The sequence below is a fragment of the Micromonospora sp. WMMD734 genome (assembly GCF_049178975.1).
Taxonomy (GTDB): Bacteria; Actinomycetota; Actinomycetes; order Mycobacteriales; family Micromonosporaceae; genus Micromonospora; species Micromonospora wenchangensis.
Map to the genome: position 1 here is coordinate 1,013,301 of NZ_JBMHMK010000001.1, position 23,765 is coordinate 1,037,065.

The window sequence follows — 23,765 nt, forward strand, 5'->3', positions numbered from 1 at the left end:
TCAGTCACCTCCGGCGACCGCTGCGGGGCGACCGCTGCGCCCGTGCCCGGTCGTCACCAGCAGGCTGCGTTCCGGCAGCGACCCGTGGGTGGCTGCGGCGATCGTGTGCAACGTCCGGGCGGCGGCGCGGACCGGCGGGGAGGCGCCGGTGTCGGTGTCGGTGGTGACGATCAGCACCGCGACGGTCGGATCGGCGTAAACGGCCTGGAAGGAGTGGTGGTTCCAGGCGCTACCCTCGTGCACCTCGCAGGGGCGTCCGGTGACTGCGGCGAACCGACCTGCGGACGGGAGGGTCCGCGCCGCGGCCGACCAGTATCCGACGACGTGCAGCCGGGTCAGCTCCGGATGTCGTGTCAGCCAGGTCGCGGCGAGGCCGGGCAGGTCGGCTGCGGCGACGGGCCGGCGGGACGGGCGGTCGGCACAGGCGTGCGCCAGGCGATCCTTGTAGGCGCGCACGTTCGGATGGTCGACGACGTCGAGGCCCGCGCGGATGCCGACACAGGCGACGAACACCCCGGCGGCGTAGAGCCCTTCGATCAGCGCGGGCAGGTCACGACGCAGCTCACCGAGGTCGAGCACGACGTCGGGCGGGACGGAGCCGACGTCGTCGGCTGTCACCTCGACCGTGGGCCGGAAGTCGTCGGTCTTTCCCCCGAGCACCTGCCGCCCGAGTTGCAGCAGCCAGTTCCGCAGCCCCGGCCCGCCCCAGGACGGCACGACGATCCGTATCCTCGGGGCGCCCTGCGTCGGCACCGCCACCGCCCTGCGGGCCGCGGCGAGGCCGATCCGGTGACAGCGGGCCACGAGACGCGGATACGCGGCGGCGAGCGCGGCGGCGTCCAGGACGGCGGCGGCGGTCAGGAAGGCGGTGGACAGCGGGGCACCGAGCATCGCCACCTGGTCGGGGACACCGCGTGGGGACAACGCGAACGCGTCCGGGGGCGCCCCCTCGTCCCGCAGCCAGACGAGTCGTCCGCCACCGCCCGGTGGTACCGCCCCGGCCAGCAGCCGGGTCTCCAGCGTCGTCCCGGAGCCGGACACCGCGAGGACCCCGCGCGGCGTCCCGGCGCGCGGGTCCAGGACGCGCCCGATCGCGGCCGGGTCGAGGCTGTCCAGCGGGGTCAGGCCGGCGGATCCGCCGATCGTCTCGATCAGCGCCCGGGCGGCGAAACACCAGCCGCCGGTGCCCAACAGCACCACCTCCGCCCCGTCCGGCACGCCGAGGGCGGCCCGGACGGCGGCGACGCCGCTGTCGACCACGGGCCACGGCGGCGGCGAGACCCAGCCCAGCCGCGCCGAACCCGCAACCGTGCAGCGGTCGGCCACGGCGCGTGCCGCGCCCGCCCGCGAGCCCGCTGCGGCGGCGCGCAGCGCGGACCAGAGTTCGTCGGCGTCGAGTCCGGCGAGGCCGACCCCGCTGCCGCGTACCGGCCCGGCCGGGCGCGGGTGGCCGGTCACGACGCCGCTTGCAGGTGGGGGAGCGCGGTGCCGTCGACCGCGCGTACCGACCGGCCGGGCAGCGTCAGGTCCACCACCACCCGCAGGGTCGGATCACCGTTCACCCGACCGGTCGCCGCGAGACCGTCGAGGACCGACGGCGCGGCGTCGAGCGACACCACGTGGCTGACCAACGGACCGAGGCGCAGCCCGTCCGGGCCGGCACACAGGTCCAGCGCTTCCCGGTACTCCTCGGCCGAGGCGCCCCGCGAGCCGAGCAACGTGCTGGTGCGTCCACCCGGCAACCGGACCGTGCGCCGTTGTCCGGACCGGATCGGGTGGGTCGGCACCGCGTCGCCCCCGGGCAGGTGAACGGTGTCGCCGGGCAGGAAACCCCCGAACAGGTGGACGGTGGCATCGTCGGCCATCGCGGGCCAGAGGCCCGTCAACAGGTCGGGTCCGCCGCCGGAGACGCACACCACGACCGTGTCGACGCCGGCCCCGCCGGTGGCGTCCAGCACCGCCGTGGGCAGTCCGGCGGACAGGGGCAGGCAGTCCTCGTCGGGCAGCACACCACGGTCGACGGCCAGGCGCAGCCGGTCGCCGCCGCGATTGGCCAGCAGCACACGTTCCGCACCCCACCGGCGCGCCAGCAGCACGTGTAGCAGGCCGGAGATCCCGCCGCCGATCACCAGCACCCGCCCGCCGCGTCCCCGGTCGCGGGCCAGCCGCAGGGAGCGCACCGCGCACGCGAGCGGCTCCAGCAGCACCCACTCGGCCCGCCCCTCATCCGGCAGCCGCACCGCCTGGCCCCGCTCGGCGAGGGCGCCGTCCCACACCGCGATCTCCCGCAGGACTCCGGGCTGGTTGTGGCCGATCTTGTCGTGGTCGTCGTGGGGATGGTTCGGGTTGACCCCGATGACCTGGCCCGGGGCGACGGCGTGCACGGCCGATCCGACCTCGACGACCTGGGCGACGCACTCGTGACCGGGCACACCGGGCTCGCATCCGCGTTCGCCGCGCAGCATCTGCAGGTCGGTGCCACAGATGCCGGCATAGGCCACGCGGGCCAGGAACTGCTCGCGGCCGCAGCGTGGCCGGGGCCGCGAGTGCACCCGGGTGGTCGGTTCACCGACCGGCTTACGCAGTTCGCGGTACTGGTCGCGGCGGGCGGCCAGGAACTCCGCCATGCCGAGGAGACTGTCGTCGTCGTCCTGCGACGGGCACACCAACGCGGCCACGTCCGCCGCGGACCATCCGGTGAACCAGCCGCCCTGTGGCAGCAGTTCGTCGAGGTTGGCGCGCAGCGCGGCGTACCAGGGTGTGCCCACCCCGTTGGCGAATCCGCCCATCACCACGAAGCGCCGCAACCCGAGCAGCGCCGACATGTGCAACAGTTGCGCGGCGAGCGGGCGGGTGGACACCCGGAGCACGGCGGCGCTGAACTCGTCGCCGCTGCCGGCGACGCGGGCGAGATCACGACTGGTCAGGTGTTCCGGGACGCCTCCGGCGCAGGCGGACAGCTTCGAGTCGCGCCAACGCTGCGGCCAGGCCCCGGCGAGCAGCGCCACGAGCCGCATGGTGGCCGGCCCCGAGACGTACGAACAGAGGTCGCTGGTGTTGCCGCACTCGCACCACGGCGTGCCCGCGCCGAGGAGCCCGGCCGGCGGGTCGACCCGGACGTGGCCGACCTCGCCGCCCAACCCGTCCGCGTCGAGGAGCAGTTTGCGGTCGACCGGCAGAGCATCGTCGAAGACCTTGACCGCGACTCCGGTGCTGACGGTGACCAGGCCGAACCGCCCCAGTGCCCGGTACCGCCAGGCGGCGGCGGCGATGTCGTTCGCCACCGTGATGGTGGCCCACGGCAGCCGGGTGGCCAGGGCTCCGCAAAGGTCGAAGCCCTCGCTCGACTCGTGCCACAGCATGGACGCGTTGCGGATCCGGCCCGTGGCGTCGACGGTGGCCCCGACCGCGATTCCGACCTCGCGCAGCTGACCCGGCGTCGCGTCCCGCAGGCGGGTCACCGCCCCGGCGATCCGGTCCAGGTGCTCGTCGCGGATCGAGCCGCCCGGTGACGGCTTCGGGGTGGCGAACCGTGCCACCTCGGTCAGCCGGCGTCCGCCGGCGAAGGCTCCGATCCGCGTCGTGGTGCCACCCATGTCGACACAGATCACGGGATCGGTCAGCGACATCACCGTTGTCCTCCTTCGCACGGGTTCGTCACCGCGCCGGCTCCTGGGCCCTGACCGCGAGCGCCGTACAGGCCTCCGCGACCAGATCGGCACTGATCTCGTCAATCGAATCGATGAAGTCGCCGACGCCGATGCGGCGCGGCACCACGAGGTGCAGCGCCCCGGCCTTGTGCGGCACCACCTCCCCGTGCAGTCGCCGCCAGAGCGCGGCCGGGTCGCACACCGGACTCCACAGCGCGAGGCCGCTGCGGCGTAGCAGCACCAACAGCCGGTCGAGGTCGTCGTGGTCCAGGTAGCCGATCAGGAACGCCAGGTACGACGAGAGCGCCATGCCGATCGCGACCGCCTCGCCGTGGCGCAGCCGGTAGCCGGACATGGACTCCAGGGCGTGGCCGAACTCGTGACCGAAGTCGGGCAGCCGGCGCAGGTCCTCCTCCCACGGATTGGCAGCGAGTTGGTGGAGCATCGCCCGGGTCGCGCGGTCGAGGATCTCCCTCACCTGCGGGGTGTCGCGGGCCGCCAGCACGTCGGCGTGGTGCCGCTCGACCAGAGCGAACAGGTCGGCGTCGCAGACGACCGCTATCTTGATCACCTCGGCGAGTCCGCAGCGCAGCTCCGCCGGGGCCAGGGTGCGCAGGAATGCCACGTCGCGCAGGCAGGCGAGCGGCGGATGGTACGCGCCGACCAGGTTCTTGTGCCCGTTGAGGTTGACGCCCACCTTCAGGCCGACACCGGCGTCGATCATGCCGACGAGCGTGGTGGGCACCCGGATGTACGGGGTGTCGCCACGGTAGAGGTAGGCGGCGTAGCCGACGCTGTCCATCAGGGTGCCGCCGCCGATCACCAGCAGCCGGTCGTCCGGGCCCAGCCCGAGCCCTTCGGCGACCCGCAGCACGGTGGCCACCTGGGTCAGGTTCTTGGTGTGCTCGGTCGCGACGACCGGCAGCACGGTGAACCGGGCGAGGTGCCCGCGGTCCCGGAACCCGGACAACAGCCGCTGCACCCGGTCGACCTGGTCCGGCGCGTACGGGTCGACGACCGCCAGCAGTTGACAGCGCTCGGGCAGCAGGTCGGTCAGGGCGTCGGTGTGGGGTGTCAGCACGTCGTCGGTGAAGCGCACCGGGAAGTTGGCGGACACGTCGACCCGCAGCCGGGTGCCCAGCACCGGCCGGACACCGCGGCGCGGCGTCTGCGCCACCGCCGTGCCGCCCGGGGTCGACACCTCGTCCGGGGTCGACCCCCCGTCCGGGGCACCCGGTGTCGACGGGCCTGGCGTACCGCAGTCGTCCACCCGGTCGCTGAGTAACCGGGCCAGGGTGTCCCGAGCCAGGGTCACCGACGCGCCACCGCCGTCCGTGCTGGGCAGCATCACCGCGACCGGGCCGTCGCCGGGCGCGGCGTTGGCAGCCCACCGCCGCGCCGTCGGGGCGTCCACCACGGTCGTGGCGCGGTGCAGACCCAGCCGCCGGGCCACCCCGTCGAGGGCGCTCACCACAGGTGCCGGCAGCCGCCCGAGTCGTCTGGCGACCCGGGCGGCGGTCAGCAACGACCAGGCGCGTCGTTCGGCTCCGGTCAGCGTGGTGGGGGCCAGCGGCAGCCATGCCTCGCCGATTCGCCACGCCGGGTGGCCCGTGTGGAACCGTCGGCACAGCCGGAGGACGGCGGCGAGCGCGTCGGCCTGGCAGCCCGTCACGTCGGCCCGCACCAACCGGTCGCGCAACCGCGCGTCGAGCAGCGCCAGCAGGAGCAGCGCGGCCGGTTCCGCCGGGCGCGCCAGCAACCCGTCCTCGTCGACGAGGACATGGGTACGGCGGGCCATCGCGGTGATCCCCTCCTCGTGCAGGGATGCGCTCAGACCGTCCCGCAGGCAACTCAGCACGGCGGCCAGGTCCCCGTGGATGCGCATCGCCGCGGTGTGCCGCCGGAACGAGGCCGCCGCCACCGCCACCACCCGACCGGTGCGCTCGCCCCCGAACGCGACCACCGCGTCGCGGCGTCCGAGCTGTGCCTTCACGGCGGCCTCGACGACGTAGCCGCAGGCACCCACCCCGGCGGCCCTGGGCTCACCGGCGGCCGCGTCCGCGTCGATGCAGTGGAAGTCGTCCAGGTCGCCCCGGCGTCGCGCGGCGCGCAGGTACTCGACCAGCAGTTCGCTGCGCTCACCGGCCACGTCGTCGCGGACCACGAGCAGCCGCCGGGCCGGCCCCCAGGCGTACGACAGCGTCGGGTTGTCCGGGGCGAAGAGGGCGGAGACGACGTCGAGCCGGAACCCGGCGGTCATGGTCGCCCGCAGTGCCGCCCCCGCCCCCACGGTCGGGGCGCCCGTTACCGCGTCAGGCATCGCCAGGCCTGCTTCCTCGTGTCCCGCGTCCCGGTCAGGCGGTGACGGCGGCGGACTGCGGACTGCGGGTCGCGATGTCACGCCGCAGCAGGTCGACCAGCGGCTGCCAGGGCTGGCAGTTCTCCAGTCGGAAGGACTGCATCATCTGGTCGATGTCGTCCTCGCCCATGCCGCGGAACAGCTCGCCGAACTGCGGAAGCAACGCCTCGGAGAAGAGGATCTGCAGGACCAGACGGCAGACCATGAACTCGCTCCCCCAGGGGTACGGGTTCCAGTCGGGACACTCCTGGGCCAGGGCCTGGTGGATGGGGCCGAGCACGTGGCCCATCTTCCGGCGGTCGCCACCCCAGAGGTCGACTGCCAGGCGTGCCTTCTTGTCCAGGATCGGCCGGATGCGCTCCAGGTACGGACCGTTCGCGGCGAGCCGTAGCGGGGCCGCGAATCCGACGTCCTTGTACGACCAGTACGTCCAGCTCGCGTTGTACTTGCGGAACACGTCGAGCTGGTCGCCGAGCAGCCGCAGGCGTTCCTCCTCCACGTCCGGCCACACCGCGTTGAACTCGCCGACGACGATGGGTGTGCCCGTCTCCCGCATGTAGGTGGTGCGGTGCAGGAAGCTGCGTTCGACCTCCGCCCGGTCCCAGTACGCCTCGTTCTCGGCCGCGGCGGCCAGCCCCCGGCCGGCGTCGAGCACGTGGATGGGTCGGTGCTTGCCCGGGTAGCGGCTGCCCGGGGTGTACCCCGGTGCCGGGTAGTCGTGCGGGCAGTAGACGGTGTTGGGCAACGGCTCGCCGAAGAAGTCGAAGTCGAGGGCGTACCGGTTGCCGTCGAGAAAGAGGATGTGGTCCTGGTCGATCTCCCGGATCGCCGCCACGAGGCGTTCGTAGAACGGGCCCACCTTCTCGGCGCTCGGGTCCGCCGGCTCGTTGATCGGGTTGTAACCGGCCACCCACGGATTGTTCCTGTACCGCGCGGCGATCGCCTGCCACAGGTTGACGACCCGATCCTGGAACGTCCGGTGCACCCAGAACTGGGAGGTGTGCGTGGGGTTGTCGCAGTGCCAGTCCTGGTGCTGCCATCCGGGGACGGTGTGCAGGTCGAGCACCGTGCGGATGCCCTGGGCGCCGCAGAGGTCGATCACCCGGTCGAGGTAGCGGAAGCCGTTCTCGTTGATCTCGAAAGGTGCGTCGTCGCTTTCCAGGTACTTGTAGCTGAACGGCAGGCGCACCATGTTGATGCCGAGGGAGGCGAGATAGGCCGCGTCGTCGGCGGTGAAGAAGTGTTCGAGGAAACGGTCGAAGAAGAAGTCCCGCAGCCCTGGCCCGAGTACCTGCCCGACCGCCGCCCGCTGTCCCTCCTCGTACGCCGGAAAGCCGGTAATCCAGTTCTCCATGTTGAGCCAGCCGGCGACGCCGATGCCGAATAGTGTTACGGGCGTGCCGCTGGAATCGACGATATTGGAACCGCTCACCTGCAGGAAGGACGCATTGCTGATGGACACCCGAACACCTCCGCCATTCGTGCCCGTGCTGCGCGACTGGCAGAACAGTAGCGAACTGACGTAGACCAACGCCAATATACGAAAGTAGTAGCCGACCCTACGACCAAAGCTGTAGCCGGTGGATCTGATGATCGTCGGGCGTGGTTCGTCGGCACTGTCCCGCTGCGCCGACGCTCGACCCGAATATTGCCTAATGTCCGTCCTCGTGCATCGGCGATTCAGTCGTTGACGCCGATGACCGTTGGGTGTTTTTTGGGTACTTTGGCTGGGAGCGCTTCCAGCGCATCCGATAAGTCGTGCTCAGGGTCCCTCCAGGAGGCTACGGGTGCCGAAAACTGTCGATAAAGCTCTGGATGTCCCGAGAAGTCAACTGACCCGGGAGAGCGACGCTCCTCTGTGGAGCGCACAGGCCGGAGGAAATGGTGGACGCCGGGGGGCCGACGTACCCGGGATCACGTCCGGGCCCGCCCTGGCGTCGGCCGGCGGACGGCGGTGAGCCGCCCCGCCAGCGAGCAGGTCACGGTCGCCCTCGCCGACGACCAGACCCTGTTCCGCGACGGGGTCCGCGAGATGCTCGCCAACAACCCGGGTCTGCGGGTCGTCGGTGAGGCGGCGCACGGCGACGCGGCCATCGCGCTCTGCGTCGAGCGGCAGCCGGACGTGCTCCTGCTCGACGTGGAGATCCCCGGCCCCGGCATCGTCGCGGTGCTGCGGCAGCTCCGCCGGTTGTGCCCGCGCACCCGGGCCGTCGTGCTCGCCATGCACGACGACGCCGACGTGGTGTACGAGGCGCTCGAATGCGGGGCGGTCGCCTACCTGGTCAAGACCATCCACCGGGCCGAACTGATCGCGGTGGTGGTCGCCGCTGCCGACGAGCCGGCAACCATCAGGTTGTCGGTGTCCCGGCGGACCGTCGAACGCCTGGTCAAGCAGCGGCGCATCCCCTACGAGGGCGAGCTGACCGAGCGGGAGCTGGAGGTCCTGCGGCTGACCGCCCAGGCCCTGAGCAACGCCCAGATCGCCACCCGGCTACGGATCACCGAGGCGACGGTCAAACGTCACCTGACCAACATCTACGGCAAGCTGGACGCCGTCTCCCGGGTCGACGCGGTACGCAAGGCCGCAGCCGCCTACCTGATCGAAGGAAATCAGGGCAGGTCCGCCAAGTGACCCCCGGCGTCGCCCAGCCACCGGTAGTAGCTCCACAGGTCGCCGTGCGGCAGTTCGACGCGGTCGCCCCGTTCGAGTTCCCACCACATGCCCGCCCAGTGCACCAGGAAGACCGGCGGCGATCCGGGCGTCACCAGCCGGCCGTCGCGTACGGGGCCGATCGGGTCGCCGGCCCACCGTTCCTGCGGGATGTCGCCAGGTGGGGGTTCACCCCCACCTTCCGCGCCGGCCAGCACCCGAAGGCTGGTGTACGGCCGACCCGACGTCACCATCAGATAGTTCAGCAGCGGCATCTCCAGCGTCACCAGCGCCATGTGCCCCGAAAGAGCCAGTGCGGCATCCATTCGGGGAAGCACCTCGGCGAACCGCAGGCACTCCTTGCGGGAGGCGATGAACTGGGTCCCGGCCGCATATTCTATCTGCTCGGCCGTCAGCGCCCCGGTCCCGCGGACGGATTGCTGCCACACCCATTTCGTGTTGGCCGGGACGTTCGAGGTGGTCGTCACGAAACCGTACGTGTCGAGAAGGTCGTAGGCGAAGCTCAGGTCGCGTAGCAGGATCGTGTCCGTGTCCACGTAGACGAACTCGTCGTACCCGCCCTCCCAGGCGGCCAGCTTTCGATAGTGCCCCTTGACCTCACCGTGGAACGCCCGGCTGATGTCGTCGCAGGCGGCCAGGACGGCCGGGTCACCCGACCAGACCGAGAAGTCGAAGCGGGACTGCAGCTTCAGCACGTCGTCGATATCGTCCGCAAACGGGATCAGGCACAACGGCAACGACTCGTGGTGGGCGCGAAAGCTGTTCAGGAAGGCGATTGCCCGATCCAGTACGTAGTCATTGGCCAGGAAGTAAACGCCGCGCCGGACGGTCATTTCGGAAACACCCGCCTCTCCCCACTACGGCATCAAACTAGCAGAGCGGGCAGGGGCGTTTCAGGTAGCGGATCGGCGTAGCCCGAATACCCAGTAGGTCGTACGCCACGTACTACCGCGGCGACCGGCGGGACCGGGGCCCGTCCGAACGGGTGGCGCGGTCGGTGACCACCGGTCGGGGGGTGTCCGCCACGGCGGCGGTGAGGCGGGCGGCGAGCGCGGCCACCGCGGCCCGCAGTTCGGGCCCCTCCTCCACGGTGAACCCGAACGGGACGGCGGCCAGCCACTCCCCGGCGTACATCCGGGCGTTGGTGGTGCTGCCGGTGAGCACGCAGCGCTCGCCGGCCGGCTCCAGCCGGCCCATCGTCGGTCCGACCCAGGGGGCCACCCGTTCGTAGGGTTCGTGGAAGACCACCCGGGTCGGGTACTTCCACCCGGAACCCAGGTGCGCCTCCAGGGTGGCGACGGGGTCGAGGTCGGCGGGCGCGGTGAACGGCCGGGCCAGGTGCCGCACCGCCCCGATCCGGTCGATGCGGAACGTACGGACCGCGTCCGCCCGGTGCGAGTGGCACAGCAGGTACCAGCGGCCGTGACGCACCACCACCGCCCACGGGTCGACCTCGGCCTCCCACGACGTGCCCCGCTCGGTGGTGTAGCTGATGGCCACCCGGCGACGGTCGGCCACGGCGGTGACCAGCGCGCTGGTGGTGATCGGGTCGGCCTGCACCGCCCGCCGGTCGGCGGCGGCCGCCGCGTACGCGCGCAGCGCCGCCGCCTGCCGTCCGACGCTGTCGGGCAGCGCCCGGATGAGTTTGCTCAACGCGACGCCGACCAGCCCGTCGGCGTCGACCGCGGCCGGCTGCCCGTCGAGCACGGCCATCACCAGGCCGAGGACCTGCTCCTGGGTGAACACGACGGCCGGCAACCGCGCCGCCCGGCCGAGCCGGTAGCCCCCGTACGGCCCCCGGACGGACTCGACCGGGATGCCGGCCTCCCGCAGGACCTCGACGTAGCGGCGCGCGGCCCGCTCGGTCACGCCGAGGCCCGCGGCGAGCTGGGCGGCCGTCGTGCCGGGCCGGTCGCGCAGGATGTCGAGCGTCCGCAGGGCACGTGCGGTGGGGCTGACGTTCTCCACGCCCGGACGGTACCGGAAGGAAAACGTCCGGAACCCGTTCTAGGTTGACCGTATGACGGATGAACAGATCGTCCTCGTCGGTGGGCTCTGGCTCGACGCCCCGGTGTGGGACGGGGTGCTGGCCGAACTGGCCCGGCGTGGCCGGCACGCGGTGGCGGTACGCCTGCCCGGCCAGGGTGACGGGAAGACCACGGCGACGCTCGACGACCAGGTCGACGCGGTGCTGGCCGCCGTCGACGCGGCACCTGGCGGATCGCTGGTGGTGGGGCACTCGGCCGCCTGCTCCCTGGCCTGGCTGGCCGCCGACGCCCGTCCCTCGACGGTGCGCAGGGTGGTGCTGATCGGCGGGTTCCCCCCTGCCGACGGGGACTCCTACGCCGACTTCTTCCCGATCGAGGACGGCGTGATGCCCTTCCCCGGCTGGGCGCCCTTCGAGGGCCCGGACGCGGCCGACCTCGACGACCGGGCCCGGCGGGAGTTCGCCGACGCCGCCGTCCCGGTGCCCGAGGCCGTCGCCCGGGGGACCGTCCGGCTGACCGACACCCGGCGGTACGAGGTGCCGGTCGTGCTGGTCTGCCCCGAGTACTCCCCGGCCGATGCGCAGGCCCTGATCGACGCGGGTGACCTGCCCGAACTCGCCAAGGCCCGGCACGTCGACCTGGTCGACATCGACTCCGGGCACTGGCCGATGCTCAGCCGCCCGGTCGAACTGGCCGGCATCCTGGCCGACCTCTGACGGGTCCGACGCGCACCCGACGGACCCTGCCGGGCGCGACGGGTGACCCCGGCGGTACCGGGCGACGGTGAACGGGGGCGCACCGGTGCGGTCGGGTGACCCGGCCCGGGCGGGGTACGCGTGGGCGGCATCGGGACGGGACGCCGGCCCGGCGGTCCGGGTACCGTAGCCGGCGAGTCGAGAGGACACCGCGTGCAGGATCAACCCGAGCCGCTCACCGCGACCACGGTGGGGATCAGTCCGGCCACCCCGCCCAGCGGCCCCGGCTGCGTCGAGTGCGAGTCGTCCGGCGGGTGGTGGTTCCACCTGCGCCGCTGCGCGGCCTGCGGCCACGTGGGCTGCTGCGACTCGTCGCCGGGCCAGCACGCCACGGCGCACGCCACCAGCGAGGGGCATCCGGTGGTGCAGAGTTTCGAACCGGGCGAGGACTGGTTCTGGGACTACCCGGCCGACCAGTTCCACCCGCACGGCCCACAGTTGGCCCCGCCGCAGTCGCGTCCGTCCGACCAGCCGGCCCCCGGCCCCGAGGGTCGGGTGCCGCCGGACTGGAAGCGTCGACTGCACTGACGGGCACGCCTGGCGGGACGGCCCGTTTGACTCGGTGCCCGGCTGCGCCGGGAGTTGGCCCGCCGCCTGCCCGGCCCGGCCGCCGACGGCCGGTAGAGCCGGGTGCCCGGGTCGCGGGTCACCGGCCAGCGGCAGGCCCGACGCCCGGCCGCCGCACCGGGGTCGGTGCGGCGACCGGAACGGTCGTCAGACGGCCGTACGGGACCACTGCTGGTTGGCGCCGCTGTTGCAGGTGTACTGCTTGAGCACCTGGCCGTCGGCGGTCGACGAGGCCGGCACGTCCACGCACTTGTTGCTGTGCCGGGCCCGGAGCTGGAAGTAGCTGCCGTTGGTGACCATCTGGAACTGCTGGTTGGTGCCGCTGCCGCAGGTGTACTGGATGAGTTCGGCGCCGTCGGCGGTGGAGGCGCTGGTCACGTCGAGGCACTTCCCGCTGTGCCGGCTGACCAGCCGCCAGTAGCCGCTGCCCGCGTCGACGAACTGCCACTGCTGCCAGGCGTTGCCGGCGTAGGTGTACTGGCCGACCCGCGCCCCGTTGTCGGTGTTCGGCTGCTGGACGTCCATCGCCTTGCCGCTGTGCCGCACGGTGACCCGGTAGTACGTTCCGCTGCTCGGGGGCGGCGTGGTGGGGCCGTCGCCGACGGTGTCGCCCCACCCGTAGCGGACCCGGTCGGCCCCGGAGGGGTTACGGATGCTCAGGTTGAGGTCGGTGCCGCTGCCGCTGAGCGCGTACATCGAGTACCAGTCGTAGCCGATGGTGCCGGGCTTGCCGCCGAGAGCGGGCCAGTAGGTGCCGCCCATCTGGTTGTCCCGCATCACCTGGGCCATCGCCCGGATGTGCCGGACGAAGTTGTCGGTGCTGTTCGGGTCGGCGTAGTTGCGGCCGTCGTTCATCGGCGCGCCCCACTCGGTGGCGACGGCGCGGGAGGCGCAGTTGCCCAGCCGGGTCTGGATGTGGCTGCGGAAGGCGTCGTAGCTCATCTCGCTGTAGAAGAACGCGTAGTGGTGGAAGGAGAGCAGCGTCGCGTTGAACCGGCTGTCGTTGCAGATGTCCCGCAGGTCCTGGCTGAAGCCGGTGCCGCCGATGAGCACCCGACCGGGCACCGCCGAGTAGTGGTAGCTGAGCCAGTTGGCGGCCACGGTGCGCCACTCCGCCGAGCTGTAGCCGTGCGGCTCGTTCATCGGTTCGAAGTAGACGTTGGGGTTGCTGCCGTACGTGTTGGTCACCGTGGACCACATCGCGTTCCAGGCGGCGAGGTTGGTGATCCGGCCACCGGAGGCGGCGCCATCCTCCCAGTACGCCAGGATGACCTTGAACCCGCGTGCGGTGGCGGCGTCGATGGCCCCCCGGTACGCCTCCCACCACGCCGTACCGACCGTGTGCGTGTTGATCGGCAGCCGGACGGTGTTCACCCCCATGGTGGCGGCCATGTCGTCGTAGAGGGCGTTGGCCTTGGCCCGTACCGTCGCGTTGCTGTCGGAGGAGCTGAGGCCCTGCACGACGAGCGGACCGGTGCTGAAGTTGTCGCCCAGCACGGCCCAGTTCATGCCACGGAACCCGCTGGTGGCGGCGGCGGCCGGGGACGACACGACGACCGCGCCGCCGACCATCGCGGTCGCCACGGCGGTCAGCGTGACCAGCAGCCGGCGGAGCGGACGGTGTCGCCGCGACGCCGCCGAGGGTGACGTGGTCCGGGGCGGGGAGTGGTCGGTCACGTGATCGGGCCTCTCTGGTCGGGACATCGCGCCGATGTCGTCCGAGCGTGCCGGCGGCGGGCGACCACCGCTGTTAGCGTTAACATGAGCGGGTCGCGAAGGGTGTCCTGAATGTTGCCTGCGTGTTGCTGGCAAGTCTCACCGAACGCCCCCGGGGTGTCAAGCATCGACAAGTGTCGTTCGCGCTGCCGGGCGCGCGGTGCGATCAGGGTGGACCGACGCGCCCCGGCGGCCCCTCGCCGGCGGCCCGTGGCCGCGCCCCCGCTCCGCCCCGACCGGCCGTGCGGCGGCGGTGCCGCAACTCCACCGCCAGGCAGCCCACCGCCGTCGCGCCGGCGACGAGCAGCAGCACCACGACCAGGTTGCGGCCGTACGGCAGCGGCAGCACCGAAGGATCGTCAGACGGCCGGCCGAAGCCCAGCACCAGGGGCAGCGCCACGACGGTCAGCGCGGCGGCACTGACCGCCCCGGCCCGCACCACCGGCCGGTGCCGGCGCGGCACGAACCGGGCGAGCAGCGCCCCGACGGCCAGCAGCCCGGCCATCCAGACCACGTCGTGCCCGACCAGCACCCCGGCCAGGAACACCAGCACCCCCGTCGGGGCCAGCCCCGGGTCGGTCGACGCGCCCACCACGGCGTACCCGATGAGCAGGACGCCGGCCGCGACCAGCGCCACCCGGGTCCTCACTCCGCCTCCCGTACGACGAGCCGGCCGACCCACTTGGTCTGGAGCACACCCGGCCGGTTCGGGGCGATCAAGCGGGCCGGGTAGCCGTGGTCGGGATGCAGGGGCTCCCCGCCCAGCCGCAACGCGATCAGCGTCAACGGGTCACGTACGTGCGCCGGCCCGACCGTCGACGCCCGGTAACGGCCGGCCGCCTCCAACGACTCGACGCGGACGCTCGCCCGGTCCGGGTCCGCCCCGACCAGCGCGACCAGGTCCCGCAGCCGCACCCCGGTCCACCGCCCGGTCGCGCTCCACCCCTCCACACAGGCGACCGGCAGGTCGGCGGTGTGCTGCGGCAGGGCACGCAGCGCGGCGAGATCCAACCCGACCCGTCCACCCGGGCCCTCGACCACCAGCCGGTACGCCGGCTCCGCGACGTCCACCCCGGCCCGGCGGGCGGTCCGGTTCACCGGCAGCCCCTGCGGGCCCACGTCGGGCCGGCGCGGGGCGAGCACCGCCAGTCCGGACAGCGGCCGGACGGTCTGCCCGACCGTGGTCAGGGTGATCAGCCCGGCCGCGGCAGCCACCCCGGCGAGCAGCCCGCGCCGGCTGAGCCGCTCCTGCGGCGACCCACCGCCCGGGCAGGCCAGCGCGGCCCGGACCGCCGGCAACTGCACGCCCACGTGCACCAGCAGCGCACCCACCGCCAGCCAGGCCACCCGGTAGTGCCCGGCGGTGAAGAAGAACGGCATCGGCGCGTACCAGCGGGCGACGTTCAACACCCCGCCGACCACCTCGAACAGGGCTGCGGCGACCAGCACGCCGACGCTCACCCGTTCCAGCGCGTGGGCGACCGAGCGCACCGGCGGCCAGCGGAACAGGTGGTGGTAGACCGACCACAGCTTGGCCCCGAGCAGCGGCACCGTGGCCAGCCCGGTCGCCACGTGCAGCCCCTGGGTGAACCGGTAGAGCCCCACCGGCCGTGCCGGCCACCGGAACCAGCCAGGCGGGTGCTGGATCAGGTGACTGAGCAGCCCGGTGAGGAAACAGACGGCGAACGCCACCCCGAGCGCGACACCGAGCTGGCTGGTCAGCCGGGTCGACCGCAGCGGGGACGGGAACCGGTCGGGGGTCACCGGCGGGGCCGGCCGCCGTGGCACCATCGGCCGGCCGCTCACCCGGGGCCGAGGGTGGCGAACCACCGGCCCCCCTCGGTCCAGGTGTCGCGCACCCGCAGCGCCGTCGCCCCGGCCAGCGCCGCAAGACCGTCCAGGGGTACGCAGGCCCAGGGCAACGGACCGTCCGCGCCGTCAGGCGTCCGCACCGTGGCCGTACCGGACCAGGCCGGCGTGCCGGGTGGCGCGCACTCGACGTGCAGCCGACCGTCGGCGGCCAGCAGCCGGCGGCACCGGCGCAGCAGCCGGTCCGGGTCGCCGCCGATGCCCACGTTGCCGTCGGCCAGCAGCAGGTGCCGCCACCGCCCGGCCCCCGGCACCGGCCCGAACACGTCCCGGCGCAGGGCCACCGCGCCGCGCCGCCGGGCCAACCGGACGGCGGTGGCGCTGACGTCGATGCCGAGCGCGGGCCGCCCGGCGTCGATCAGCGCGCCGGTGAGCCGGCCCGGTCCACACCCGACGTCGAGGGTCGGCCCGGTGCAACGGGCCAGCAGCGACGCGTCCCCGGCGACGGCGTCCCGGCACCAGAGCGCTGGGTCGAACCGCAGCACCCCGCCGCTGGGATGCCGGGCGGTGAACGCGGCGGGGACACCCGACGCGGCCCGGTCGAACGCGGCGTCGAACAGCGCCACCGCGTTCATCCGGCCACCATCGTGGACGACGGGACGTCGACGGCGACCGCGCGGGCGAACCGGCTGCCCGGTGGGCACAGCGCCGCCACCGCGTGGGCGTCGACGGCGGTGTCCACGTCCCGCAGCCGGGGCAGCAGGTGCACCCGCAGGCCCCGGCGGCGCAACGCGGCCAGGGTACGCGCGCCGGTACTCGCCACCGAGGTGGGCACCGTCCGCAGCACGGTGGCGTGGCCGGGATCGCGCAGCCCCAGCGTCCACCAACCGCCGTCCTCGGCCGGCCCGAGCACCGCGTCCGGCCCGTCCGCCCGGCCGAGCAGGTCCCACGCGGTGTCCAGGTGCGCGGCGGTGAGCTGCGGGGTGTCCATGCCGACCAGCAGGGTCGCCGCGCCCGCCACCCGGGTGTCGACGAACGCGTGGGCGAGCCGGTCGGCGAGCGGGCCACCCCGCTGGGCGAGCCGCTCCCAGCCGGGCGGGGCCGGCAGGTCACCGTCGACGACCAGCACCCGGGCGTCGGCGGTGGCGGTGGCGACGGTGTCGAGGGTGTCGGCCAGGGCCGCCGCGGCGACCCGGGCGGCCTGCGCCGGGGTGCAGGGCGGGCAGAGCCGCGTCTTGACCCGGCCGGGCACCGGCGTCTTGGCCAGCACCAGCACCTGGAGGGCGGGCGGCCGGCGGTGGACGTTCACCGGGCCAGCACCGTGCCCATGTCCCGCACGGCGCGGGCGGTGCCGAGCACGGTGCCGGTCACCTTCGACCGGGTGCCGGCCGCCCGGGGGTGGTAGTCGACGTCGACCTCCAGCACCCGCCAGCCCGCCCGACCGGCCGCGATCAGCAACTCCAGCGGGTAACCGAAGCGGCGGTCCCGCAACCCCAGCGCCAGCAGGTCGTCGCGGCGCACGGCCCGGATCGGCCCGATGTCGTGCACGTCGAGGCCGGTGGTGCGGCGCAGCCGGTGGGCCAGCACGGCGTTGCCGACCCGGGCGTGCCACGGCCACACCCCGCGTCCCGTCGGCCGCCGCCGGCCGGTGCCCAGGTGCGCCGCGCCGGACCGGACCGGATCGGCCAGCCGGGGCAGCTGAGCCGGATCGAACGAGCCGTCGGCGTCCAGCACGCACACCACCCCGTCGACCGGGTCGGCGGCCAGCACCCCGGCGTGCACGGCCGCGCCGTACCCGGGCTCGGCCACGCTGATCACCTCGGCCCCGCAGGCCCGGGCCACCGCAGCCGACCCGTCGGTCGAGCCGTTGTCCACCACGATCGGCCGGTAGCCGGCCGGCATCCGGGCCAGCAGGTCGGGCAGGGCCGGGGCCTCGTCGCGGCAGGGAAGAACCACATCGGTCATGCAGCGGGACGCTAGGGCACCACCGGCCCGGAAATTCTTACCTGACGATGACGGATCCCCGCCCGCCGCCGCAGTTCTTACGAACCACTGACGGCTGGTCGCCGTCGCGGCGCGACGCCGGTCGCCGGCCCTACCGTCGGCGGGTGACCCACGTACTCGTCACCGGCGGCGCCGGTTTCATCGGCACCCATGTGGTGACCGCCCTGCACGCTGCCGGCCACCGGGTGACCGTGGTGGACTCCGGCCACCCCGGCGCGCACCGCCGGCCGCTGCCGGACACCGTGGCGGGCGCACCGCTCGTCTGGCTCGACGTCCGCGACCGGCCCGCCCTCGCCGCCGTCCTGGCCGACGGGGTCGACGCGGTGGTGCACCAGGCCGCCATGGTGGGCCTCGGCGTCGACCTGGACGACCTGCCCGAGTACGTCGGCTGCAACGACCTCGGCACCGCCGTGCTGCTCGCCGCGATGGCCCGGGCGGGCGTGCACCGGCTGGTGCTGGCCAGCTCGATGGTGGTCTACGGCGAGGGCGCGTACACCTGCGCCGGGCACGGTCCGGTGCGCCCCGCGCCGCGTACCGTCGCCGACCTGGCCGCCGGCCGGTACGACCCGACCTGCCCGCGGTGCGGCACCACGCTCACCCCCGGGCTGGTCGACGAGGACGATCCGCTCGACCCGCGCAGCGGGTACGCCGCCAGCAAGGCCGCCCAGGAGCACCTGACCGCCGCGTGGGCCCGGCAGACCGGTGGCGCGGTGGTGGCGCTGCGGTACCACAACGTCTACGGGCCGGGGATGCCCCGCGACACCCCGTACAGCGGGGTCGCGGCGATCTTCCGGTCCGCGCTGGAGGCCGGCCGGGCACCCCGGGTCTTCGAGGACGGCGGCCAGCGGCGCGACTTCGTGCACGTCCGGGACGTGGCGGCGGCCAACCTCGCCGGGCTGGACGCGACCGGCACCGGCACCGGCTGGCGGGCGTACAACGTGGCCTCCGGCCGGCCGGTCACCATCGCCGATGTCGCCACGGAGCTGGCCCGCGCCGCCGACGGGCCGCCGCCCGTGGTCACCGGCGAGTTCCGGCTCGGCGACGTGCGGCACGTGGTCGCCTCGCCCTCCCGGGCGGAGACCGAACTCGGGTTCCGGGCCGCCGTGGGACTCACCGAGGGGATCGCCGAGTTCGCCCACGCCCCGCTGCGCGGGTGAGCGCCACCCCCGGCAACCGTCCGGCTCTGCCCGAGGGCGCAGGAGGACTCCGGACGGAGCCGGACGGTGGTCCGCGTCGTCGCCCGCCGCGCGCCGACGTGATCGCCGCCGCTGCCGCCGTCGGCCTGTTCGCGGTGGCCGCCGTCACCGGCGGAGTGCTCTACCTGCTGGGCCGCCCGGTGCACGCCAGCGCGGCGCCGCTGTTCGCGCAGTGGCTGCCGCACGTCGGCCTCGGCACCCCGGCGGCCCTGCTGCTGGCCGCGCTGGTCTGCTGGCACGGGCCGGCGGTGGCCGCCCGGCTGCCCTGGCGACCGCTGCTCGCGCTCGGCTACGCCACCGCCGTGGCCTGGACGCTGTCGCTGGCCCTGGTCGACGGCTGGCAGCGCGGCGTCGCCGGCCGGCTGGCCACCCGCTACGAATACCTGCACGAGGTCCCCGGCGTCACCGACGTCCCCGCCATGCTCGCCGGTTTCGCCGGCCGCATCCTCGACGGGCAACCGGACTCGTGGACCACCCACGTCTCCGGCCACCCGCCGGGTGCGCTGCTCGTCTTCGTCGGGCTCGACCGGGTCGGGCTGCGCGGCGGCGGCTGGGCGGGAATGCTGTGCATCCTGGTGGCGGGCCTTGTCGCCGTCGCCGTGCCGCACACCGTACGACTGCTCGGCACCGAGGCGGCGGCCCGCGCGGTGCTGCCGTTCGTGGTGCTGTTCCCCGGGGCGGTCTGGGCCGGGGTGTCGGCCGACGGGCTGTTCGCCGGGGTGACCGCCACCGGGATCGCCCTGCTGGCCCACGGCCTCACCCGGGGGCGTGCGGTGGCGGCCCTCGCTGGCGGGGTCCTGTTGGCGTCCGGCTGCTACCTGTCGTACGGGCTGGTGCTGATGGGCCCGCTCGCGCTGGCGGTCGTCGTGCTGGCCGACCGGCACCGCCGCACCGTGGGGTGGGCGTTCGTCGGGGCGCTGCCGGTCGTCGCCGGGTTCACCGCCGCCGGATTCTGGTGGCCGACCGGCTACCACCTGGTCGTCGAACGCTACTACCAGGGGGTCGCCGCCGACCGGGCGTACGGCTACTGGGTCTGGGCCGACCTGGCGCTGGTCGTGGTGGCCGCCGGCCCGGTGGCGGCGGTGATCCTGCGGCGGACGGTGCGGGCCGGGTGGCGGGCCGTCGTGCTGCGGCTGCCGGACCCCGAACGCGCCGCCTGGCTGCTGCCGATGGCCGCCACGGCGGTGATCGTCGCGGCGGACCTGTCCGGTTACAGCAAGGCCGAGGTGGAACGGATCTGGCTGCCGTTCACCGTCTGGCTGACGGCAGGCGCTTCTCTGATCCCCGCGGCCGACCGGCGCGGGTGGCTCCTGGTGCAGGCGGCGGTGGCGCTCACGGTCAACCACCTGCTGCTGACCGGCTGGTAGTCCACCGCCTGCTCTCGACGGTGCCGGGCACGCGCGGCGGCCGGTGACCCCGTCACCCGGCCGCCGCGTCCGGTTGTGCCCGGTCGGGTCGGGACTTCTTACCGAACCATGACGCACCCGGCCGACGGTGACCGTTGCCCACCGCCGGGCCGTATCCCCGCACGACAGCACATCACCGCAGCCGGTTTCCGGCTTGGAGGAGATTTCCGATGAACCGCAGACCCGACGGGACCCCGCTGATCCACACCCGGCCGGCCCGGATCGCCCTGGCCGCACTGGTTCTGGCGGCCACCGGTGCGCTCACCGTCACCTTCGTCTCCGGCGGTGGCAGGGGCACCGCGGACGCCGCCACCAGCCTGGACCAGTTCGTGCCGATCGAGAAGGTGCCGCCGAACGTGCGCAACCCGCAACCGGCCCCCGGCGGGTCGACCGGCCGGTTCACCGTGGACTGCGGCACGAACGGCAACGGCAAGTTCAGCCCGGACAACCCGGTGGCCCAGCCCGGCATCCGCAACGGCGCCGAACACGTCCACGACTTCGTCGGCAACCTGGCGATCACCGCCAACTCCTCCAACGCCGACCTGGACGCCTCCGGCACCACCTGCCGCAACGGCGACAAGTCGTCCTACTTCTGGCCGGTGGTACGCATCGACAAGAGCGTCCGCAACGACGACCAGGTGCGGCAGGCCCTCGCCCAGACCCAGCCGATGGTCGTCTGCCCCCCGGTCGGCAAGCGGCTGCGCGCCGTCCCCACCGGGGCCCGGGGCACCGTCGACCGGCTGCTGGCCGACCTGGACCGCCAGCAGGCCGCCGCGAACCAGCGGATGACCGCCAGCCGGGGCCGCATCGACGCCGCGTTCAACCGGGAGGTCACCGACGCGTTGCGGGCCCGCCGCGCCACGACGATCAGGCAGATCAGCAGCACGGTCACCGCCGCCGGCGGCAACCAGCCCGGCCTGGTCTCGCTGGTCGAGTGCGACGTCAGCTACGACGACATGCACGCCCGGATGCCCGCCGGTGCCCACCGCGCCAGCGTCACGGCGGCCCAGGCGGCCAACCCACGCATCCAGTGCCCCACCGTGCGGGACAAGCTGCCCGGTGTCCCGGCCGGGGCGCTCGCCGAGGTGAACCGCAACCTCGACGAACTCGACAGGCAGCTCTCCGAGGCCAACGAACGCCTCGTCACCAGCCGGGGTCAGGGCGGCCCGGCCTTCGTCGACAACGCCATCCTCGGCCCGCTACGCGCCAAGCGGATCGCCGTGCTCGACCGGATCGCCATCGCGATCGGCCGGCAGGCCACCCGCCCGCAGGGCCTCGACGCGTTCGCCACCTGCACCCTGGACCAGGCCCCCGCCCCGGCCGGCACGCCCACCACCGCAGCGCCCACCACCGCAGCCGCACTGCCCGACCCGCAGGGGCCCGACCTGGAACTGCCCGGCAACACCGGCGGCATCGTCCGCCCGGCGCAGGTGCTGATCGAATACCGCGGCAACCCGGTCAGCCGGGTGGTGCCGATGCCGAAGTTCCTCCGGGCGCTCACCGGTGACGCCAAGCCCACCAGCCGTGGCCCGGCCAACGCCCGCGCCACCTGGACCTGCTCGGGCTTCGCCGACCGGCTCTCCGACAGGTACCCGATCTGCCCCGCCGGCAGCCAGGTCCAGCGGGTGCACGACTTCCCCGGCTGCTGGGACGGCAGGAACATCGACAGCGACAACCACCGCAACCACGTCGCGTTCGCCGACCGGGCCACCGGAGCCTGCCCGCAGGGCTTCCGGGCGATCCCGCAGTTGCGGATCACCGTCGGCTACGACATCCCCCGGGACGTGCAGCTCAAGGGCCAGTACGCACTCGACTCGTTCCCGGAGGAGAACCACAACCCGTTCTCCGACCACAACGACTTCGTCAACGTCAACTCCGCCCAGACCATGCAACGCATCGCGACCTGCATCAACAAGGGCAAGAACTGCTCCTGACCCCTGGGCGCCCGGCGCGGGAGGGCGCGACACCACCGCCACGCCGAGGGCGGTGGTGTCGCGCCGACCCGTGGCCGGCCCGGCCGGTCGGAACCGGTCGGATGGTCGGTTACGGGGTGACGGAGAGCAGGTGGGCCCGGTAGCCCTCGCCGTAGCTCTTGGTCGGGGTGCCGTTGTAGTCCTCGATGAGCACGTTGCCGCCGCTGCAACCCCACGGGTTCCAGGTCCACGCGGTGTAGCCCAGCCGCTTGCCGTCCAGCCAGGTCATCAACCGGTCGATGTAGTCGTGGGCGCAGGTGTCCTGGCCGATCTCCCCGGCGTGCACCGGCACCTGCGCGGCCACCGGCGCGATCTGGGTGTCCCAGCAGGTCTCGGTGACGCAGGCGTTGAAGTTGTACGAGTGCCAGGAGGCGACGATGTTGTTGCGCGGGTCGGTCGGTTTGTAGGTCAGCCACTGGGTCAGGTCGTTGGTCCAGGTCAGACCGGGAACCAGCAGCACGTTGGTGGCCCCGGTGGCGCGGACGGCGTCGACCAGGCTCTGCATGCCGGCCACCGGGTACTCGATGCCGGTGCAGGTGCCGCCGTCCCGCAGGCAGCGCCAGGCGGCCGTCATGTCCGACCAGTTGTTGGCGGCGTCCGGGTACGGCTCGTTGAACAGGTCGAACAGCACCGCGTCGTTGCCCTTGAACGCGGTGGCCACCCCGGTCCAGAACTGCGGCGTGTACTGCCGGCTCGGCATCGGCTTCTGGCAGGTGGCGTTGACGTCGGTGCAGGCCGAGATGTTGCCGGTGTACTGGCCGTGGGTCCAGTGCAGGTCGAGGATCGGGTTGATCCCGTTGGCGACGAGCAGGTTCACGTACGCCTTGACCGCCTGCTGGTAGGTGGCCCCGCTGGGCGACCCGGACAGGCCGAGCCAGCAGTCCTCGTTGAGCGGGATGCGTACCGCGCGGATGTTCCAGGCCTTCATCGCGTCGACGGAGGCCTGGTCGACCGGGCCGCTGTCCCACATGCCCTTGCCCTGGACGCAGGCGAACTCGCCGCTGGCCCGGTTGACGCCGAGCAGGCGGTAGGTCGCCCCGGCCGCGGTCACCAGCCGGTTGCCCGACACCCGCAGGCTCGGCGCGGCCCCACTGGGCGGCGGGGTGGTGGTCGGCGGGGGAGTGGTGGGTGGCGGAGTGGTCGGCGGTGGCGTGGTCGTGGGTGGGGGAGTGGGTGTCGTCGGGCTGACCACGCCGGTGCAGGTCGTCCCGTTGAGCGCGAACGAGGTGGGCACGGGGTTGGTCCCGCTCCACGCGCCGTTGAAGCCGATCGTGGTGGACGCGCCGGTGTTCAGCGCGCTGTTCCAGCTCATGCTGGTGGCCGACACCCGGGCACCGGACTGCGACCAGGTGGCGCTCCAGCCCTGGGTGACCCGCTGGTCGGTGTCCGGGAAGTCGAACGTCAACGTCCAGCCGGTCAGCGCCGAGCCGAGGTTGGTGATGGCGACGTTGCCGCTGAACCCGCCGTTCCACTGGCTCTGCACGGTGTAGGTGACGGCACAGCCCGCGGCGGCGGCCGAGGCCGGCAGGGTGGCCGCGGTCAGGCTGGCGGCCACCAGCGTGCCGGCGGCTGTCGCCGCCAGCAGGGCATGACGACGTGTCATGAAGCTCTCCTAGGCATAGAGGGGAGCGTCGATGGGAGCGCGCCTGCGAGCTTTCTTTATTCGCCTTA

19 protein-coding genes are annotated in these 23,765 nt (G+C 73.4%); 6 read left to right on the forward strand and 13 right to left on the reverse strand.

Going from position 1 to position 23,765, the window contains the following annotated elements:
- Genes ACN267_RS04480 through ACN267_RS04495 form a run of 4 tightly spaced genes read right to left on the reverse strand, consistent with a single transcriptional unit; the run spans position 1 to position 7,471 of the window.
- On the reverse strand, positions 1 to 1,458 hold the full coding sequence (locus ACN267_RS04480) for a hypothetical protein (protein WP_421487993.1): 1,458 nt from the start codon (positions 1,456 to 1,458) through the stop codon (positions 1 to 3).
- Positions 1,455 to 3,629 (reverse strand): ROK family protein, encoded by a 2,175-nt coding sequence (locus ACN267_RS04485; protein WP_421487994.1) that lies wholly within the window; start codon positions 3,627 to 3,629, stop codon positions 1,455 to 1,457. Before ACN267_RS04485 ends, ACN267_RS04480 begins: the two co-directional genes overlap by 4 nt.
- Before the next feature lie 28 nt (positions 3,630 to 3,657).
- Positions 3,658 to 5,970, reverse strand: a complete 2,313-nt coding sequence (locus ACN267_RS04490) for a 3-dehydroquinate synthase family protein (protein WP_421487995.1) — start codon at positions 5,968 to 5,970, stop codon at positions 3,658 to 3,660.
- 34 nt (positions 5,971 to 6,004) lie between these two features.
- Positions 6,005 to 7,471, reverse strand: a complete 1,467-nt coding sequence (locus ACN267_RS04495; protein ID WP_204961741.1) for a glycoside hydrolase family 5 protein — start codon at positions 7,469 to 7,471, stop codon at positions 6,005 to 6,007.
- Between the two features lie 492 nt (positions 7,472 to 7,963).
- Between ACN267_RS04495 and ACN267_RS04500 the strand changes: the two genes are divergently transcribed.
- The gene (locus ACN267_RS04500; RefSeq protein WP_281896196.1) at positions 7,964 to 8,641 is read left to right on the forward strand and encodes a response regulator; all 678 of its coding nucleotides are present in this window, start codon (positions 7,964 to 7,966) and stop codon (positions 8,639 to 8,641) included.
- On the opposite strand, the gene ACN267_RS04505 is transcribed toward ACN267_RS04500, so the two are convergent.
- Both ACN267_RS04505 and ACN267_RS04510 read right to left on the reverse strand, forming a co-directional pair.
- Positions 8,620 to 9,375, reverse strand: a complete 756-nt coding sequence (locus tag ACN267_RS04505) for a hypothetical protein (RefSeq protein WP_421487996.1) — start codon at positions 9,373 to 9,375, stop codon at positions 8,620 to 8,622. The two genes, ACN267_RS04500 and ACN267_RS04505, sit on opposite strands and share 22 nt — an antisense overlap.
- A gap of 250 nt (positions 9,376 to 9,625) precedes the next feature.
- Complete coding sequence (locus ACN267_RS04510; RefSeq protein WP_421487997.1) at positions 9,626 to 10,648, reverse strand: helix-turn-helix transcriptional regulator; 1,023 nt, start codon at positions 10,646 to 10,648, stop codon at positions 9,626 to 9,628.
- A gap of 52 nt (positions 10,649 to 10,700) precedes the next feature.
- Here ACN267_RS04510 and ACN267_RS04515 point away from each other — a divergent pair, with 52 nt between their 5' ends.
- Positions 10,701 to 11,384 carry an alpha/beta fold hydrolase gene (locus tag ACN267_RS04515; RefSeq protein WP_204961744.1) on the forward strand — a complete coding sequence of 228 codons (684 nt, stop codon included), beginning with the start codon at positions 10,701 to 10,703 and terminating at the stop codon, positions 11,382 to 11,384.
- Positions 11,385 to 11,576: 192 nt separating this feature from the next.
- Positions 11,577 to 11,951 (forward strand): UBP-type zinc finger domain-containing protein, encoded by a 375-nt coding sequence (locus tag ACN267_RS04520; RefSeq protein WP_281896204.1) that lies wholly within the window; start codon positions 11,577 to 11,579, stop codon positions 11,949 to 11,951.
- Positions 11,952 to 12,137: 186 nt separating this feature from the next.
- Here ACN267_RS04520 and ACN267_RS04525 read toward each other — a convergent pair whose 3' ends face one another.
- The 6 genes from ACN267_RS04525 to ACN267_RS04550 all read right to left on the reverse strand — a co-directional run bounded on the left by ACN267_RS04525 (position 12,138) and on the right by ACN267_RS04550 (position 17,480).
- Positions 12,138 to 13,667 (reverse strand): RICIN domain-containing protein, encoded by a 1,530-nt coding sequence (locus ACN267_RS04525; RefSeq protein ID WP_281896205.1) that lies wholly within the window; start codon positions 13,665 to 13,667, stop codon positions 12,138 to 12,140.
- Between the two features lie 205 nt (positions 13,668 to 13,872).
- The gene (locus ACN267_RS04530) at positions 13,873 to 14,355 is read right to left on the reverse strand and encodes a hypothetical protein (RefSeq protein ID WP_421487998.1); all 483 of its coding nucleotides are present in this window, start codon (positions 14,353 to 14,355) and stop codon (positions 13,873 to 13,875) included.
- Positions 14,352 to 15,512: a molybdopterin-dependent oxidoreductase gene (locus ACN267_RS04535; RefSeq protein WP_421487999.1), complete on the reverse strand. Its 1,161-nt coding sequence runs from the start codon at positions 15,510 to 15,512 to the stop codon at positions 14,352 to 14,354. The genes ACN267_RS04530 and ACN267_RS04535 overlap by 4 nt, the downstream gene beginning before the upstream one ends.
- Positions 15,509 to 16,150, reverse strand: a complete 642-nt coding sequence (locus ACN267_RS04540; protein ID WP_421488000.1) for a methyltransferase domain-containing protein — start codon at positions 16,148 to 16,150, stop codon at positions 15,509 to 15,511. The genes ACN267_RS04535 and ACN267_RS04540 overlap by 4 nt, the downstream gene beginning before the upstream one ends.
- Complete coding sequence (locus ACN267_RS04545; RefSeq protein WP_421488001.1) at positions 16,147 to 16,824, reverse strand: TIGR04282 family arsenosugar biosynthesis glycosyltransferase; 678 nt, start codon at positions 16,822 to 16,824, stop codon at positions 16,147 to 16,149. Before ACN267_RS04545 ends, ACN267_RS04540 begins: the two co-directional genes overlap by 4 nt.
- Entirely contained in the window at positions 16,821 to 17,480 is a 660-nt protein-coding gene (locus ACN267_RS04550) for a glycosyltransferase family 2 protein (protein WP_204961749.1), read from the reverse strand. Before ACN267_RS04550 ends, ACN267_RS04545 begins: the two co-directional genes overlap by 4 nt.
- Positions 17,481 to 17,623: 143 nt before the next feature.
- Between ACN267_RS04550 and ACN267_RS04555 the strand changes: the two genes are divergently transcribed.
- From ACN267_RS04555 to ACN267_RS04565, 3 genes are all read left to right on the forward strand, one after another.
- Positions 17,624 to 18,676, forward strand: a complete 1,053-nt coding sequence (locus ACN267_RS04555) for an NAD-dependent epimerase/dehydratase family protein (protein ID WP_421488002.1) — start codon at positions 17,624 to 17,626, stop codon at positions 18,674 to 18,676.
- Between the two features lie 98 nt (positions 18,677 to 18,774).
- Positions 18,775 to 20,082 (forward strand): hypothetical protein, encoded by a 1,308-nt coding sequence (locus ACN267_RS04560; RefSeq protein ID WP_421490387.1) that lies wholly within the window; start codon positions 18,775 to 18,777, stop codon positions 20,080 to 20,082.
- Positions 20,083 to 20,291: 209 nt separating this feature from the next.
- The gene (locus ACN267_RS04565; protein ID WP_421488003.1) at positions 20,292 to 22,055 is read left to right on the forward strand and encodes a DUF1996 domain-containing protein; all 1,764 of its coding nucleotides are present in this window, start codon (positions 20,292 to 20,294) and stop codon (positions 22,053 to 22,055) included.
- Between the two features lie 109 nt (positions 22,056 to 22,164).
- Here ACN267_RS04565 and ACN267_RS04570 read toward each other — a convergent pair whose 3' ends face one another.
- On the reverse strand, positions 22,165 to 23,697 hold the full coding sequence (locus ACN267_RS04570) for a cellulase family glycosylhydrolase (RefSeq protein WP_421488004.1): 1,533 nt from the start codon (positions 23,695 to 23,697) through the stop codon (positions 22,165 to 22,167).
- Between the last annotated feature and the right edge of the window lie 68 nt (positions 23,698 to 23,765).

Excerpts from the sequence above, each read along its gene's own strand:
- ACN267_RS04485 (WP_421487994.1), bottom strand. The coding sequence starts at position 3,629 with ATGTCGCTGACCGATCCCGTGATCTGTGTCGACATGGGTGGCACCACG.
- ACN267_RS04490 (WP_421487995.1), bottom strand. The coding sequence starts at position 5,970 with ATGCCTGACGCGGTAACGGGCGCCCCGACCGTGGGGGCGGGGGCGGCA.
- ACN267_RS04515 (WP_204961744.1), top strand. The coding sequence starts at position 10,701 with ATGACGGATGAACAGATCGTCCTCGTCGGTGGGCTCTGGCTCGACGCC.
- ACN267_RS04540 (WP_421488000.1), bottom strand. The coding sequence starts at position 16,150 with ATGAACGCGGTGGCGCTGTTCGACGCCGCGTTCGACCGGGCCGCGTCG.
- ACN267_RS04550 (WP_204961749.1), bottom strand. The coding sequence starts at position 17,480 with ATGACCGATGTGGTTCTTCCCTGCCGCGACGAGGCCCCGGCCCTGCCC.
- ACN267_RS04565 (WP_421488003.1), top strand. The coding sequence starts at position 20,292 with ATGAACCGCAGACCCGACGGGACCCCGCTGATCCACACCCGGCCGGCC.
- ACN267_RS04570 (WP_421488004.1), bottom strand. The coding sequence starts at position 23,697 with ATGACACGTCGTCATGCCCTGCTGGCGGCGACAGCCGCCGGCACGCTG.